Source organism: Sphingobacterium kyonggiense (assembly GCF_039536825.1).
Taxonomy (GTDB): domain Bacteria; phylum Bacteroidota; class Bacteroidia; order Sphingobacteriales; family Sphingobacteriaceae; genus Sphingobacterium; species Sphingobacterium kyonggiense.
Genome location: NZ_BAAAZI010000012.1, coordinates 334,300 through 351,965 on the forward strand (window position 1 = coordinate 334,300; position 17,666 = coordinate 351,965).

Below are 17,666 nucleotides of genomic sequence, written 5' to 3' on the forward strand. Positions count from 1 at the left end.
TATGATATTCTAAAAAATAAGCGTCAAATATTATTAAAATGACTATTTTTGCGGCAATACCCATTCAACGAAAATTATGACACAACAAATTACTTTTGAGGAGCAGATCAAAAGTTACAAAATGAACCAAAATGCTTGCGTGAAGCTGGTTCAAATCGTGAGCGATTTGTGGTATAACCACTCCATCGAACTTGTCTTATTCCGAAATCAATTGATCGATCGTCGAGTAAGCTTTATCCTCAATCTTCATCAACAATCCAAAGTCTATATGGATGTTCCATTGAACATTTCAGAGACCTTAAAAGTTGCTGAAGTTATTGCTGGTATGAACTTAAAGCCGTCTCGTATCGACATTGGAAAGTTGGCTTTAGAAATTCGTGAAGAGAACATTAGCGAAGATGCTATTTCAAGTTTCCTTCAGCAAAAATTAGCTGGGGCAAATGACCATCAGCAATTTGAACCGAAAGACGTAGTATTGTACGGATTTGGTCGTATTGGACGTTTGTTGGCTCGTGAATTAATCAGTAAAGCGGGTGCTGGTAGACAATTACGTTTGCGTGCGATCGTAACAAGAGATGAAGTTGATGAGAAATCCTTATTGAAGAGAGCAAACTTATTAAGTCAGGATTCTATCCATGGATCATTTGATGGAGAGACTCAGATCGATGTAGAAAATGGTTCTATCATTATGAATGGTATTCCGGTTTACATGATTTCTGCGAAGAATCCTGAGGATATTGATTATACACGTTATGGCATTCAGAATGCCTTGGTAATTGACAATACGGGTGCATTCCGCGATGATAAGGAACTATCTAGACATTTATTATCCAAAGGTGCAGGCATGGTATTGCTTACAGCGCCCGGAAAAGGTGTACCTAATATTGTTTATGGTGTAAATGAACATGATGCTGACCCTAAGGCTACTAATATTTTCTCGGCGGCATCTTGTACCACCAATGCAATATCTCCAGTATTAGCTGTTATTGAGAAAGACTTAGGTATTGAAAAAGGCCATATTGAAACCATTCACTCGTATACAAACGATCAGAATTTGGTGGATAATATGCATAAGAAATCACGTCGCGGACGTGCTGCTGCACTAAACATGGTTATCACCGAAACAGGTGCTGGAAGTGCTGTTGCTAAGGTATTGCCTGTTTTAGCAGGAAAATTGACTTCCAATGCGATTCGTGTTCCTGTTCCAAATGGTTCATTAGCCATCCTAAACTTGGAATTGAAAAAAGGAACAACTGTTGAAGGTATTAATGCGATCCTAAAACAAGCTGCCCTAAACGGCGATTTAGTAGAGCAAATTAAATTCAGCGATAACCCAGAGCTGGTATCTTCCGACATTATTGGATCTTCAGCTGCCTCTATCGTAGATGCTCCAGCTACCATCGTATCGGATGACGGCATGACAGCTATATTATATGTTTGGTATGATAATGAATATGGTTATTCGCATCAGGTAATGCGTCTGGCAAGACATGTCGCTGGTGTAAGAAGGTTTACGTATTATTAGGAGATCGCTTTGTTGCCCTGCGGGCAGTATTAAGTATATAGTATTTAGTATTTAGACCTATTGGCGAAAAAAAAAGATCTTCATTCTGAGGCTAGCCGAAGAAACTTTAAATAATAGAATATCTAGTGAAAATTGTTAGAAGCGGTCGATAAATCGACCGCTTTTTTGTTGGATATGGTTATTTAAATATGGATTATAAAAAGCGAACGATGCATGCATCGCCCCTACAAACATTCGTGAAAAACAAGAATGATACATCCTTTACCGTAGGGTCGAAGCATGCTTCGACCGTTTAAAAATCTATAAAAACCAATTAGCCAAAAGATCAATATATTCCGTAATACATGACAATTTAATATCTAATAGCGTAGCGGTCTACCATTAAGGCCTTAGTGGCTAGTTTTGAGTATAATCTTTTACAGAAACACGTGATACAATTGTATTTTTATACAAGTCAAATACCTTATTCAAGTCTATCTTTTCTGATTGAAAACAAAGTGCATTTATAGTATCAAAATCTGTAGGTACGTTATTAAAATGTACGACTATAAAGTGTTTATCCTCAAATTCTTTCCCATCATTCAAAAATAAATACATATAAATTCCAAGATTATTCTTGTTAACAAGCTCTCCATTCCATCCCCCAACTAATATGTCTTTTGGTTTAACTTTTAAATCTTTAAGAAGTGTAGTGAAAGTTTTCCCAGCATATTTTCCTTTTTTCATATCAAATTCATGAATGAGATAATTCGCCGTATCCTGATACGTTTTCAACTGCATATAATCTTGGGCTTTGATAGTATGGGCTGATAATACAGCGATACAGCTTATGAGAATTATTTTTATATGCTTCATAAATATAGAACAACGGTTATGCTAATAAAAATAATGATAATTTTTTAAGAAAAACGATATCCATTTAAACACTGTGAATGCACTTACCTTAAAAAATCATCACCCCTACAAACATTCGTGAATTGCTGGTGGCATATTGATGGTTAATGGATGGTTCTAACTTACAATGCTTAGCCAGTTTTATTTATTATGAAAATACCCCTATACAGTTTAAAGTTCATTTATCTTCGATAAATGATGACGTGGCCTTGTGGGGAGAACAAAGACTCTTCGCTTCGCTCTGAGTTGTAAGTAGCAAAATTACTATCCCGCCAATAGGTCTAAATACTCCGTACTAAATACTTAATACTGCCCGAAGGGCTCAGACTCTTCGCTTCGCTCTGAGTTGTAAGTAGCAAAATTATTATCCCGCCAATAGGTCTAAATACTAAATACTACATACTAAATACTGCCCGAAGGGCAACAAAGCGGTCTCACATCTCATATCTAATAGCGAAGCGGTCTCACCCCAACAACTTCTCGGTTTCCAGATACTTCATGATGATTTGTGTAGCACCCGCTCGTTGCTGTACATAGTTTTTAGCGGCTGTAGCGGCAGGAATTCTTTTTGCTTCTACCAACATGGCATTGAAGACTTGGTTCAATTCTTCCGCATCGGAAATAGAAAATCCTGCACCTATTTCAATGAGATCCTTTGCTTCTTGGAATTTCTCATATTTTGGACCGAAAACAACAGGGATACCATAAGTTGCGGCTTCCAGAGTATTGTGGATACCAACCCCAAAACCTCCACCGATATAAGCGATCTGGCCAAATGCATATAAGGAGGAGAGCATACCGATATTATCAATAATCAACACTTGTGCTTGCTCTATTTGTGATTCGTTATAAGCGTTAAACTGTGAAAAACGAAGGGCATTTGGGAATAACTTCAGTATCTGAAGGATATGTTCTTCATGGATTTCATGAGGTGCAAGCACCATCTTCCATGTTTTATGTTTCTCTAGTAATTCTTTTAACAAGGCTTCGTCAGCTGGCCAAGTACTACCAGCAACAAGCACAGGATGGCTGTTAGCAAAAGCCTTGACTTCTGGAATATCCTTATGTTCCTTAGGCAATTCGACTACACGATCAAATCGGGTATCACCAGCAAGACCTGCATTGCTTATTCCGATCCATTTTAGAAGGTGGACACTCTCCATATTCTGCGTAAAGAAATAGGAAACTAGTTTTAAAATGCTTCGATAAAATCGAGCGTATTGTTTGAAGAAAAGTTGATTCTCACGGAAGATAGCGGATATCATCAATAAGCGAATTTGACGACGCTTTAAGGCTCTAAAATAAAAATACCAATACTCATATTTAGTAAATACGGCAAATTTTGGATTGATAAGTTCAACAAATCGCTCCGCATTTCTTGCTGTATCTTCAGGCAAATAGAACACATAATCTGCTAATGCGGTGTTTTTTCGGATCTCATATCCTGATGGGGAAAAAAAAGTTACAATTATTTTTTCGTTAGGATACTTGGCTTTAATTTGCTCCATAACGGCTCTCCCTTGTTCAAATTCACCTAAGGAAGCAAAGTGAAACCAAATGTATTCTTGCCCTTTTTCAACCGTTTGCTCTATGCGCTTGAGTAGCCCTCTACGTCCTGCCACCCACAATTTGGCTTTGGGGTGAAAAGGAGCTACAAGGCGTAATAAAAGCCCATATAAAAAGATACTCAACTGATAGAGGAAACGCATAATGTTAAAATATTGCTTATATTCGTCAAAGATATTTAAACCTTTTCAATTTCACTATTGTGCAGGAGAACAAGCGCAAGCGAATATTAATAACCGGCGCAGCTGGATTCTTAGGATCACACCTATGTGACCGGTTTATTGAGGAGGATTTTCATGTTATTGGGATGGATAACCTTGTAACTGGAGACCTAAAAAATATCGAACATCTCTTTCAATTATCCAATTTCGAGTTTTACCATCATGATGTATCCAAGTTTGTCCATGTACCTGGAGAACTGCACTACATCCTACATTTTGCATCTCCAGCAAGTCCTATAGATTACCTTAAAATCCCTATTCAGACTTTAAAAGTTGGATCATTGGGAACTCATAATTTATTGGGATTAGCGAAGAGCAAACAAGCAAGAATCTTAGTAGCATCTACATCGGAAGTTTATGGTGATCCTTTAGTATCTCCACAGAACGAGGAATACTGGGGCAATGTCAATCCGGTTGGTCCACGTGGGGTATATGATGAAGCCAAGCGTTTTCAGGAAGCAATGACCATGGCATACCACAACTTCCATGGCCTAGAAACGAGAATTGCACGTATCTTCAACACTTTTGGTCCGCGTATGCGTTTGGAAGATGGAAGGGCATTACCCACCTTTATAGCACAGGCTTTACAACAAAAGGATCTCACGGTATTTGGGGATGGCCGACAAACACGCTCCTTCATCTATGTGACTGATCAGGTTGAAGGAATATTCCGTTTACTGTTTTCAGATTATTGTTTACCGGTCAATATCGGAAACCCGGATGAAATGAGTTTACTGGAAATGGCAAAAGAGATTATTGAATTGACAGGAAGTAGTTCAAAAATCGTATTTGAACCCTTACCTATAGATGACCCAAAGCAAAGACGTCCTGACATCAGCAAAGCAAAGAAGATTCTAGATTGGGAACCGACGGTGAGTCGTCAAGATGGATTAAATAAAACAATCGCCTATTATCAGGAATTATTTGAATCTAAAAACTATTAATAGAAATTAAACATTCGTAATACATAAAATATGAGCAAGAAGATATTAGTAACTGGTGGTACCGGTTATATTGGTTCACACACAGTCGTAGAATTACACAATGCAGGATATACTCCTATTTTGGTTGATAATCTTTCCAATTCAAGTGTTAAGATTTTAGATCAGATTGAGAAGATTATTGGAGTAAAACCTGAGTTTTACGAATTTGATCTTTGTGATACAGAAAAAGTAAATGCGTTTATTTCTGAGCATTCGGACATTTCTGGAATTATTCACTTTGCAGCTTCAAAAGCTGTTGGAGAATCTGTTCAGAATCCATTGAAATATTACCACAATAATTTCTTCTCCTTAATCAACTTGTTGGAGTCTTATAGAGAAAAGCCAATCAATTTTGTATTCTCTTCCAGCTGTACTGTATATGGCGAGCCAGATGTATTACCTGTAAATGAGGCGGCTCCCGTTAAGAAGGCAACTTCTCCTTATGGTAACACCAAACAAATCGCTGAGGAGATTTTAGAGGAAACTGCAAAAGCAGCAAGCAATTATAACATCATTGCCCTACGTTATTTCAATCCGGTAGGAGCACATGAGTCTGCTCTAATTGGTGAATTGCCGATTGGTGTTCCACAGAACTTATTGCCATTCATTACGCAGACGGCTATTGGTAAACGCGAAAAACTAACGGTATTTGGCGATGATTATGATACTCCAGATGGATCAGCGGTTCGCGATTATATCCATGTAGTGGATTTAGCAAAAGCACACGTTGCAGCAATTCAATTATTAGAAAAAGGAAATCCAAACGGCAATTACGATGTATTCAACGTAGGAACTGGTAATGGATATTCTGTATTGGAGGCTATTTCTGCATTTGAGAAAGCATCAGGTAAGCCATTAAACTACGTTGTTGGTCCACGTCGTGAAGGCGATATTATTAAAGTTTGGGGAGATGTTACTAAATCTGCTGATCAATTGGGCTGGAAAGCACAATTGGGAATCGATGAAATGATGGCATCTGCTTGGGCTTGGGAAAAATACTTAAGTGAGAATCCTATTCAGTAAGCTGAATAACTAGCATATAAAAAAGCAGTGGATCAAAGATTCACTGCTTTTTCATTTATTAAACCGTTATAAAAACTATAAAATTGCGTTGTATTCTTAAAACCCTTCTTCTTTAACCCGCTCATAAATCTTCGGGTTAAATTTAAACATTGGTGTCATCCAATAAAGCAGGATGATACGTGAATAGCGATTGTTAAATGGTGCCATTAACAGTGTTACTGCAAGAGCAACGAAGACATAAAGCCAAGGGCTTTCTAAGTTACCACTGATAAAATAAGTCAAAACACAGGCAGTAACTAATTCCGCTACACTTAAGGCATAACTTACATACATGGCCACATAAAAGTATCCGGGCTCTTTCTCAAATTTCAAATCACATGCAGGACATCTTTCATACATCCTTTGCGATTTAAAGCTTAGCAAAGGTGCGGCAAACATATTCCCTGTTCTACAACGCGGACATTTACCATCAATTGCACACTTTATTTCGGATGGGATGCTATATTTTGTTTCCATATTTGTATTTATTTCCATTGTGACCTCCTAAATTCCTCTGGGGTTATCCCCTCAATTTTCTTAAAAAACTTTGTAAAATATGAATTATCATTAAAACTTAATTCGTAAGCTACTTGCGACACTGTCCAATCAGGAAGAATCAAAAGTCTTTTCGCTTCTAAGATAATACGATTTCGTATAACCTCGCCTGCTTGTTGACCCAAGTATTCTTTACAAACTGAATTTAAATGATTCGGTGTTACGAATAATAATTCAGCATACTCTTTTGGCAAATGTAAGTCTTTGTAATGTTGATCGACCAATGCTATAAAGTTTTTAATCAAAACTAAATGATAATCTACCGTCTTGGAAGGGAAATTAGGCGCATAAGCCTGATCCAACTTTAGTAAGATATACAAAAGCAACGAACGATTCAAATCCGAGACAATCGGTTTTTCATTGAGTTCAATCAATTGACTCATCAATCCCATCATTTCTCTCAGTTGCAGTTCATCCAAGGTAAACACCCCTTCATTTAAGGAGGAGAACATTGCTAAGCTTTCTACGTAATCCGATTGCAACAATAAAGATTTAAAATAATCGATATCAAAATTGACAATATAGCCTTTCATGTCGCCTTCAAACATCCAAGAGTGAACTTGACCAGGTCCCATAACATATACTTGACCCCGAGTAATGGAATATTGCTTAAAATCGATTTCATGTTTCCCTGCACCCGAAAGAAATAATACCATATGGTAGAAATTATGTCTATGCGGAAAAACAAGATTGGAATTCCTCTCCAAGTACACATCCAAGCGATCCGCTAGGAAATGCTTATCCTCTTTATAGGAAACCGTACATTGCTCGATTACAGGTATCTTTGCCATCAATACAAAAGTACTCAATAACTACCATTAGGTATGGTATAAAAAGAGAAATGAATGGTACTTTTTACTTGTTATGGATATAACATATGTAAATATGATAGAAAAATTACCATTATAGACCGCTTTTGGTTAGTATTTAGTAGAAAGTATATAGTATATAGACCTATGGGCTTAATAAATCTTTAAGAATTAGATTGTTAAATGAACATAAAAGCATGAATTGAACGTCCTATGTCAATCTTTTCTGCTACTTACAACTCAGAGCAAAGCGAAGAGTCTTTGTTCTCCGCACAAGACCACGTCATCATTTATCGAAGATAAATGAACTTCAAACTGTATAGGGGTAATTAAAGTAGACTAAGGTTTGTAGGCCTAATACATCCATTAACCTATACGCCACAATAAATTCACGAATGTTTATAGGGACGCTGCACGCATCGCCCATTTAAATATCACCCATCTAAAAAACAACGCAAAACACAATTTCAATTACAATGTTTATCTTTAAGCATGTCATTACACAAGGATTCCGTTTTGAAGGAAGCGGTATTAAATCTACCGGCAAAAGAGAAAGATAAATTATTGGTTCGGTTAATCAATAAAGATAAAATGTTGTTAAAGCAGCTTCACTATGAGTTGTTGGAAGATGAGACTGATTTAGCGGATCGTATTGAGGATTTAAAGAACAGATTAGATGACTTATATGACCAAGCTAGAAGTCGGATTAAAAACCTTCCGGTTTATTCTAATTTCAAGGAGTTGTCGAGTTTAATTCGCCAAGGTAGTGGGATGATCAATGAACATGAAAAGATTACTAAGGATAAGTTTTCTGTATTGGAATGTCGTTTATTGTTAGTAGAGGAAGCATTTGATCGCTATCCAAATCTGTTTACTCCATCTGCTTTAATGCCTGCCATCAAATTACAAAAGTACTTGATGGGACGGGTAAAAAACATCATTACACTGCACGATAAGCTTCATGAGGATTTACAATACGATTTAAAAGAACAAATGGAATATGTTCTTCATTTTGCTGAAGAGCATCATCTTATCGTCTAAAAAGTATGTTTTTTTATTTAGCTATACGGATTATCCATCGTGTATTAGACTGCCAATCAAAAGTTTTGTAAATTTGCAAAAAGACTCTTCCGCGTGAATATTCAAGAACTATTAGATCAATACAGCCAATCCCAATTTGTTAAAACATTACAGCAAGGTATTCAAGCCGAAAACCCAAAGATTCATCTAAAGGGTCTCGTTGGCTCTGTAGATGCATTTATAGCGGCAGCTTGTTATCAAGTGGAAAAACGATTAAATGTATTTATCCTTCCGACGCATGAGGATGCCTCCTATTTCTTAAGTGATTTAGAGAGTCTTTTTGACAAGCAAATCCTATTTTTTCCTGCATCCTACCGTAAGGCTTATGAGTTCACCCAATTGGATAGCGCGCATGTTTTACAGCGGGCAGAAACGTTAAGCTCTTTAAACCAACAATCCGAATTACCGAAGATTGTGGTTACTTATCCTGAGGCTATAGCCGAGAAAGTTATCAACAAACAGGATTTAGAGAAAAATACCCTTGAAATAACACAGAGCAGTAAACTCAGCATTGATTTCATCAATGAGTTTCTTTACGAGTACGATTTTGAACGGGTGGATTTTGTTTATGAACCAGGTCAATTTGCTATTCGTGGTGGTATTGTCGATATCTTCTCTTTTTCCAATGATCTACCTTATCGTATCGAGTTTTTCGGTGATGATATCGAGAGTATTCGGACATTTGATATTGAATCACAATTATCAGTCAGTAAAATCCATACAGTTACTATTGTTCCCAATGTACAAGCGAAATTCTTAAGCAATAACCATATTTCCCTACTAGAATATATTGAAAAGAATTCCATTATCTGGATAAAGGATGTACAATTTACCTTGGATATTTTAAAGGATGGCTATAAAAGAGCCTCTCAGTTTTGGAAAGCCCTTTCGGAGAAAGATATTCAAGCAAATCCTGATTGGGTAGATCCTCGATTTACCTTTACCGATGATAAAAACTTCAATGCTTTGTTATTCGAATATCCAATCATTGAATTTGGGAAGCAGTTCTTTTACAAAGCTGATGAAACGATACAATTTGATGCGCATCCTCAACCTTCCTTCAACAAGGATTTCAATTTATTGATCCACAATTTGAAGGAAAATGAGAAGCATGGTATCCACAATTATATTTTCTCTGACTCTAGCAAGCAGATTGAGCGTATTTATGCCATCCTAGATGACCTGGACAAGAGTATTAGTTTTACTCCCATATATAAAGCTTTACGCGAGGGCTTTCGGGATGATAGCTTGAAGCTTGCTTGTTATACCGATCACCAGATTTTTGATCGCTATTACAAATACAAACGCAAGAAAGGTTATGAGCGTTCGCAGGCGATTACCTTAAAAGAACTGGGTGAATTAAAGCCTGGTGATTTTATTACCCATATTGATCATGGTGTCGGTAAATATGCCGGCCTTGAAAAAGTCGATGTCAATGGTAAAACCCAGGAGATGATTCGTTTAGTATATGCGGATAATGACCTGCTATATGTTAATATCAACTCCTTAAACCGCATCTCGAAATACTCCGGAAAGGAAGGCACGGTTCCGAAGATGAATAAACTGGGAACTGATGCCTGGGACAAACTAAAGAAGACAACGAAGAAAAAGGTTAAGGATATAGCCCGTGACCTGATCAAATTATATGCTAAGCGAAAAGCTCAAACAGGTAATTCTTTTAGTCCTGACAGTTATTTGCAACGCGAATTGGAAGCTTCCTTCATCTATGAGGATACTCCAGATCAAGAAAAAGCAACAAATGATGTCAAGAAGGACATGGAGTCACCTCACCCTATGGACCGTTTGGTTTGTGGTGATGTTGGTTTCGGAAAAACCGAAGTTGCTATTCGGGCAGCATTCAAGGCTGTAGCAGATAGCAAGCAGGTAGCTGTATTGGTGCCGACCACTATTCTAGCTTTACAGCATTACCGCACTTTCTCAGAACGCTTAAAGGGATTGCCGGCTAACATCGATTACATCAATCGTTTTAAAAGCAGTAAGCAGGTAAAGGAAACGTTGAAGAAGTTAGAGGAAGGGAAAATTGACATTATCATCGGGACGCATAGGTTAGTGAGTAAGGATGTCAAGTTTAAGGACTTGGGCTTGATGATTATTGATGAAGAGCAGAAATTTGGAGTTTCTGTCAAGGAGAAGTTAAAGGTTATGCGTGCAAACGTAGACTCCCTTACCCTGACGGCTACTCCGATTCCAAGAACCTTACATTTCTCTTTAATGGGAGCAAGAGATTTAAGCATTATCTCCACACCACCACCAAACAGACAACCTGTACAGACGGAATTACATGTTTTCAATGAGCCACTTATCCAAGAGTCTATTAGCTATGAGTTAGAACGTGGAGGACAGGTGTTCTTTATTCACAATCGAGTTGCTGATTTACCACAATTAGGCATGTTGATTCGCAAGTTAGTTCCTGGAGCACGTGTTGGAATTGCACATGGTCAATTGGAAGGCGATGAATTGGAAGATGTGATGTTAAAATTCATCAACCACGATTACGATGTTCTTGTGGCAACCACCATTATTGAAGCAGGTTTGGACATCCCTAATGCCAATACAATCATCATTAACCATGCTCATATGTTTGGTTTAAGTGATTTGCACCAAATGCGTGGTCGTGTGGGAAGAACCAATAAAAAGGCCTTTTGTTACTTATTAAGTCCACCACTTTCAACCTTAACCAGCGAAGCCTATAAACGCCTATCTGCAATTGAAGAGTTCTCTGAATTGGGTTCAGGATTTAATGTTGCCATGCGTGATTTAGATATTCGAGGTTCAGGTAATCTATTGGGGGCAGAGCAGTCTGGTTTTATTGCCGAGATAGGATTTGAGATGTATAACAAGATCTTGGATGAAGCGGTACAAGAGTTGAAGGACGATGAATTCGGAGAATTATTTGCCGATGAGGCTAATCGTAAATATGTCTCCTTCACGCAGATTGATACTGATTTAGAAGTCTTGATTCCGGATGAATACGTAACGAACATATCGGAGCGCTACAACCTCTATAATGAGATTGCGAAGTTAAAGGATGAGCAGCATCTAAAAGCATTTGAACAGGAGTTAATCGATCGTTTTGGTCCAATACCAGAGCCTGTATTTGAGCTGTTCAATACCCTTAGGTTGCAGTGGCTAGGTAAAGAAATTGGATTAGAGAAAATTTCCTATAAAAAAGATACCCTGAAAGGCTTCTTTGTGAGCAATCCAAAATCGAGTTATTACCAATCGGAAAAGTTTGGACAAGTATTAGCCTTCGTTCAAAACCATGGCAGTATTTCCAACCTGAAGGAAGTCAAAGGTCAATTGCGTATTGCCATCAACAATGTCAATAACATCGAATATGCTATTCAGTTATTATCTGAAATGGTATAATTCATTGAAAATATACAACAAGAAAAAAGGCGAGTTAGATGATTCCAACTCGCCTTTTTCTGTATATTAATCGTTGCTAAGGAATAAGGCATTTGCCATAATAAGCTTACCATTTTCCCAGAAGTTTCGAAATAGAACATTATCCGTCAGGTAAATTACCGTTCCTGCACCTACTCGTTGTGTTCCGAATACTAATCCGTTTTTGAGTTTCTTATTTAAGTTATGTCCAACGAAACCACTCATTTTAGAGTCCTCGGTAATATAGCCTACATTCCAGCCTGCATTGTTCTCAAAATACTGGTATAAATTTGCATCTGTTTTCAAAGTGAAATATTCTTTGGTTCCATACATCAAAGGATGAGTTTCATCAAAGCTTACCTTATAAATAGCTCCTGAAGTATAGTTTTCTAAAGCTCCACGCTCTCTATCAGCATATTTCTTTAACGGGTTTGGCTTGTTTTTCTTAGATGTATCAGCTTTACTGGCTTTCAACTTACTCCATTCTTGAGATGCCAATTGCGAAACTGCCGACTCCAATGCAATAACTTTACCACCTGCTTTTATCCAATCCCCAAAGGCTTTATTTTGATTACTATCTCTAAGGAAAGTGTAAAAGCCGCTAGGCATGATAAAAACATCGATTTCATTCCATTTAACACGAGAGAAATCATTAGGATTAATCAGCCCAATAGGATATTTCAATTGTTGATCAAAGTAATGCCAAACCTCCCCCACATTAGTTGCTCGCAATCCTTCACCTGCCATCATCAGGACCTTTGGCGCCTTTATTGTCTTTACATCCGAACTTCCCAAATCTCTTCCTCCATCCACAATACCAGATGCTATTGGGTAAATCCGAACCTGTAGTTTATCTGATTCCTCTTTAATCAGCCTTTCTAAATCTTTATTTCTATTACCATTTTTCATGATGAGTAAAGATCCTCTCGGGAAATTATCCGTACCTAGTTTAAAAGCATAATCTGAAGACTTTACAGTCACCTTATGTTTCAACAAGGCCGCTGCCAATTGAGCGGTGGAGAAACCATTCCATTTTACAGCATAACCAAATGCAGCATTACTCGGGTTACTGACCTTATCTAAATTATAGGTATTTAAGTTGGATATCTTCGTATGGGATGCTACAGCAGGCAGTCCATAAACATAAGGCAATGCCCAAGCGGTAATATCGTACGTAACGGAATCCGTTAGTTTAGCTTCAGGTTCAAAAAGTACACGTATCAGTGCCGCCTTGGATTGATTAGCAGGAATAACAATATCCTTCGCTGATAACTGCTGACTTTGCTCCTTTTTACTGAAATAATCCAAACCTTTAATCGTTCCAGTCGAACTGTAATATTTAATATTATTCTTGTCCAGTAGATCTAATAAAGCATGCGTATTTGAAGACCTATTTTCATCATATTTCACTATATAAGTTTGATAGGAAGATAGTTTTCCAGCAATGGCATCATCTCCAAATTTCTTAAATTCTGTTACAACCTTACTTGCATGTTGTGATACCACTTCGATAATATTCAATCCAGAAGCATGATGTTGAATTGCTCGATCCACTAATGTTAAAGTATCCTTTTCATCGGTGTAAACACCTAATCCTGCTGAACCATTTCCAGCTTTTTCAAATGTCATTCCAATGGCTCCGGAATAAAGCGGATAAGTATCCCCATAAGAGGGGTAAAATAAATCGAATCGTTCTTTGGTAAAATACAGCCAGCCTTTCGTATCAAAATAAGCAGCATTATGCTTACCAATGGTCGTTTGGAATTCCCTTTGCCAAGGAGTTATTACTTCGTGAAAAGGCTCAGCTGCAGGCGGGAAATAATAAGGTGAATTAATGCCTTGCTCATGAAAATCAGCATGAATATGTGGTAACCATTTGTTATATATTTTGGCTCTCTGCTCACTTTCCTGTTGCGTCTGCCATGCCCAATCACGATTCAAATCAAAATAATAATGATTAACACGTCCTCCCGGCCAAGGCTCTCTGTGCTCGCGAGCATAAAGATCTGGGTTATACTGTACACCTATCATTCCATTATACCAATTGTTATATCGTTCAGTTCCATCAGGGTTTAAGCATGGATCCATAATAACTAAGGTATTGTTCAGCCAAGTCTTTGAACGATTATTCTTGGGATTGACCAACTCAAATAATGTCAACATAGACGCTTCAATGGAGGAAGTTTCATTACCGTGTACATTATTGGAAATCCAAACTATGGCAGGAATATCCGTGCTTCCTTGGCCTTCCATGGCATGAGCTAGTTGAAGGTTGTTTGTTCGAATGCTTTCTATTCGATTGATGTTGGATTCGGAAGATATGTAAAACACCTGCAAGGGTCTACCTTCTACAGATTGACCATAAGCCTCCATTTTTATTTGATTTGGGAATTGTTGTGCCAGGTATTGGTAATAGTCCAGAACTTTCCAATACGGCGTTACTTTGGCACCAACTTGATATCCTAGAAACTCTGAGGGTGATTTCACCTGTGCAAAAGCACAAAAGCTTATGAAACAACCAATCATACTCAGTAATCTTTTCATAAATTAGCAATATTAATAGGTAAATAATCTTTACAGTTTAGAGCTACAAATTAACTATTTAACGGATAATTTTTTAAATTTCTACCTTATATTTTCTAAATCAACCAAAATGTCAAAAATAGAAACAGATCTGATCCATCAGGGCAGTGCATTTAATGAGACCAATGCAGTCGTTACACCGATATTTCAAACATCGACTTATTATGCAGATTCGGATTTACAAGCATACATAATTGCAGCAACAGCAACCAAGCATCCAGGCTTTTATCATCGACATGGAAATCCAAGTAATTCACAGGCTGCAGCTATAATTGCCAGCTTGGAGAAAACAGAGGATGCCTTAGTTTTAGCTACTGGAATGGCAGCAATTAGTACAGCCATACTCGCCGTTGTCAAAGCGGGAGATCATGTAGTCACGCAGCATTCACTTTATTCTGGTGCCATGTTGTTTTTCAGAGAATTCTTGTCAGATTACGGAGTCCAAGTGACTCATGTCAACCAAACGGATAATAAAGCCTTTGAGGATGCTATTCAGGAAAACACCAAGCTCATTTATGTAGAAACACCATCTAACCCTAATCTAGCCATTACTGACTTGGCCTTTATAGGTGAATTAGGCAAGAAACATAATATAACCACGATGGTTGATAATACTTTTGCCTCACCGATTAATCAGCAACCAAAGGATTATGGGATTGATGTTATTGTACATTCTGCCACTAAATATTTGGGTGGTCACAGTGACTTGACTGCAGGTGCTGTATGTGGAAGTAAAGACTACATCCATAAGGTCTGGAGACGCTCTTTGACCTTGGGAGGCTCACTTAGCCCTTTTGACTCTTGGCTTCTTGTACGGGGCTTAAAAACCCTTTCTATGCGCGTGAAGCAAATCAACGAAAATGCTTTAGCACTAGCTAAATGGTTTGAAGCAGATCGACGTATAAAATATACCGGCTATGTCGGTCTAGAATCTCATCCACAATATGAATTGGCTCAAAAACAAATGAAAGGTGGAACGGGCATGTTGAGTGTAGAGTTAATCGGAGATAGTGAGGAGCAAGCGTATCAGAACGCGCAACAAGTATTAAACAAACTAAAGATTTTTGCCAATGCAGCCAGCCTAGGAGGTGTTGAATCGCTCGTGGTACATCCAGCAAGTATGTGGGGAGGACATCATAATCAGCAACAAAAACAAAGTGGTGGTATTACGGCAGGAATGCTCCGCATTTCTGTAGGAATAGAACATATTGATGATTTGATTGCAGATTTTGACCAAGCATTAGAAGGTCTGCAAGCTTAAGGCAATAGCACAAAATAAAAACGGTCGGGGATTTATGTTTCCCGACCGTTTTTTTATTGTTTACCAGAATATGGTGTATAAGGCAGCTGTAATACCAAGCACGATAAGTGCTCCAACAGCAAAGCTTGTTTTTGTTTTGAACATAGTAGTGTCCACTTCGAGACCTTTCGGTACCACTCCTCTTTTATTCTCATAAATGGAAATAATGTACATACCTATCACACAGAATAAGAATACAAATCCTACGCGGTCAATAAATGGAATTTCATAAACACCTTTTACCGGCACGGAGAAGCCTGTTGATGCCAAGAAAGATAGATCCATAAATTTCGGAAGGAATTTAAGAACAATTGACATCAAGAAACCACCAATGGTTGCAAATAAAGCGGCATTGGATGTTGTTTTCTTCCAGAAGAATCCCAGAAGGAACATCGCAAAGATACCTGGTGAAACAAAACCAGTATATTCCTGAATATATTGGAAACCACCTTTTTTATCAATTCCTAAGTGTGGAGCAATAATGATTGCCAATACCATAGAAACTATAATGGTGATTTTACCTACGTTGACCAATTTCTTCTCTGAAGCATTCTTATCGAATATTTTTTGATAGATATCCAAAGAGAAGATAGTTGCCACCGAATTGGCCTTTCCAGCTAAAGAAGCTACTACCGCAGCTGTTAATGCAGCAAATGATAAACCTTTCAATCCTGTAGGTAATAAGTTTAATAATACCGGATATGCTCTATCTGGATTAAGTTCACCACCAGCCATCATTTCTTGGGTAAATTTACCATCTTTATAAAGAACGAAAGCAGCAATACCTGGCAATACAACGATTAATGGCATTAATAACTTCAATACTGCGGCAAATAATAAACCATTACGTGCTGTACTAAGATCAGCTCCCAAAGCACGTTGTGTGATGTATTGATTACATCCCCAATAGCTTAAATTGATAACCCACATACCACCAATCAAAACACTTAAGCCTGGAAGATCGATGTAGTTTTCATTATCAGGCTTCAGAATCATATGGAAGTGATCATTTGCTTTTTCATGAACAATATTGAAACCATCCAGAATGCCAGATCCACCAAAATGTGAGGAAACTAAGTCTAAAGCAAGGTAGGTTGTTGCCAATCCACCTAAGATTAAGAAGAATACCTGAATAACATCGGTATATCCGATTACCTTCATCCCCCCTAGTGTAATGATGATAGCAAATACAGCCAAACCAATCATACAGAACTGGAAATCCAATCCAGAGATAGAAGAAACGGCAAGAGCTCCTAAGAACAAAATGGAAGTCAAATTCACCACGATATATAGCAAGAGCCAGAACACCGCCATAATCATAGAAACCGTACCGTTATAGCGCACATTTAAGAACTGTGGCATGGTAAAAATCTTGTTCTTGAGGTACACCGGCAAGAAGAACACAGCGACAACAATTAAGGTAGCTGCGGCCATCCACTCATAGGTTGCAATAGCTAATCCGATATCAAATCCGGAGCCTGACATCCCTATAAATTGTTCCGCGGAGATATTAGATGCGATTAGTGATGCGCCAATAGCCCACCATGTTAATGATCCTTCGGCAAGGAAGTAATCTTTAGAGTCGCCAGAAGCGGATTTCTTTTTGTAGTAGATGTATAACCCATACCCCGCCACAATAACGAAGTAACAGAGAAATACAATGTAATCTTTGGTTTCCAT

12 protein-coding genes are annotated in these 17,666 nt (G+C 37.9%); 6 read left to right on the forward strand and 6 right to left on the reverse strand.

The annotated features are described in order from the left end of the window. The first annotated feature begins 76 nt into the window (after positions 1–76). Entirely contained in the window at positions 77–1,525 is a 1,449-nt protein-coding gene (locus tag ABD676_RS16125) for a glyceraldehyde-3-phosphate dehydrogenase (protein ID WP_344675767.1), read from the forward strand. A gap of 396 nt (positions 1,526–1,921) precedes the next feature. Here ABD676_RS16125 and ABD676_RS16130 read toward each other — a convergent pair whose 3' ends face one another. Both ABD676_RS16130 and ABD676_RS16135 read right to left on the reverse strand, forming a co-directional pair. Continuing rightward, the gene (locus tag ABD676_RS16130) at positions 1,922–2,380 is read right to left on the reverse strand and encodes a hypothetical protein (protein WP_344675768.1); all 459 of its coding nucleotides are present in this window, start codon (positions 2,378–2,380) and stop codon (positions 1,922–1,924) included. 503 nt (positions 2,381–2,883) lie between these two features. Then, complete coding sequence (locus ABD676_RS16135) at positions 2,884–4,128, reverse strand: 3-deoxy-D-manno-octulosonic acid transferase (protein WP_344675769.1); 1,245 nt, start codon at positions 4,126–4,128, stop codon at positions 2,884–2,886. A gap of 59 nt (positions 4,129–4,187) precedes the next feature. Between ABD676_RS16135 and ABD676_RS16140 the strand changes: the two genes are divergently transcribed. Further along, positions 4,188–5,150, forward strand: coding sequence for a UDP-glucuronic acid decarboxylase family protein (locus ABD676_RS16140; protein WP_344675770.1), 963 nt, complete (start codon positions 4,188–4,190; stop codon positions 5,148–5,150). A 30-nt stretch (positions 5,151–5,180) separates the two neighbouring features. Continuing rightward, positions 5,181–6,212, forward strand: a complete 1,032-nt coding sequence (gene galE / locus ABD676_RS16145; RefSeq protein ID WP_344675771.1) for a UDP-glucose 4-epimerase GalE — start codon at positions 5,181–5,183, stop codon at positions 6,210–6,212. Between the two features lie 96 nt (positions 6,213–6,308). Here the strand turns inward: galE and ABD676_RS16150 are convergent, their stop codons facing one another. Together ABD676_RS16150 and ABD676_RS16155 are read right to left on the reverse strand one after the other, a co-directional pair. Then, positions 6,309–6,728 carry a DUF983 domain-containing protein gene (locus tag ABD676_RS16150; RefSeq protein ID WP_344675772.1) on the reverse strand — a complete coding sequence of 140 codons (420 nt, stop codon included), beginning with the start codon at positions 6,726–6,728 and terminating at the stop codon, positions 6,309–6,311. 8 nt (positions 6,729–6,736) lie between these two features. Further along, positions 6,737–7,597 carry a helix-turn-helix domain-containing protein gene (locus ABD676_RS16155; protein WP_344675773.1) on the reverse strand — a complete coding sequence of 287 codons (861 nt, stop codon included), beginning with the start codon at positions 7,595–7,597 and terminating at the stop codon, positions 6,737–6,739. A gap of 510 nt (positions 7,598–8,107) precedes the next feature. On the opposite strand from ABD676_RS16155, the gene ABD676_RS16160 reads away from it, so the two are divergent. Both ABD676_RS16160 and mfd read left to right on the forward strand, forming a co-directional pair. After that, positions 8,108–8,656, forward strand: a complete 549-nt coding sequence (locus ABD676_RS16160) for a hypothetical protein (protein WP_344675774.1) — start codon at positions 8,108–8,110, stop codon at positions 8,654–8,656. Positions 8,657–8,749: 93 nt separating this feature from the next. Continuing rightward, the gene (mfd, locus tag ABD676_RS16165) at positions 8,750–12,085 is read left to right on the forward strand and encodes a transcription-repair coupling factor (RefSeq protein WP_344675776.1); all 3,336 of its coding nucleotides are present in this window, start codon (positions 8,750–8,752) and stop codon (positions 12,083–12,085) included. Positions 12,086–12,151: 66 nt separating this feature from the next. Here mfd and ABD676_RS16170 read toward each other — a convergent pair whose 3' ends face one another. Then, the gene (locus ABD676_RS16170; RefSeq protein ID WP_344675777.1) at positions 12,152–14,647 is read right to left on the reverse strand and encodes a M14 family zinc carboxypeptidase; all 2,496 of its coding nucleotides are present in this window, start codon (positions 14,645–14,647) and stop codon (positions 12,152–12,154) included. Between the two features lie 109 nt (positions 14,648–14,756). Between ABD676_RS16170 and ABD676_RS16175 the strand changes: the two genes are divergently transcribed. After that, entirely contained in the window at positions 14,757–15,947 is a 1,191-nt protein-coding gene (locus tag ABD676_RS16175; protein ID WP_344675778.1) for a trans-sulfuration enzyme family protein, read from the forward strand. A gap of 60 nt (positions 15,948–16,007) precedes the next feature. Here the strand turns inward: ABD676_RS16175 and ABD676_RS16180 are convergent, their stop codons facing one another. Further along, positions 16,008–17,666, reverse strand: a complete 1,659-nt coding sequence (locus ABD676_RS16180) for a sodium/sugar symporter (protein ID WP_344675779.1) — start codon at positions 17,664–17,666, stop codon at positions 16,008–16,010.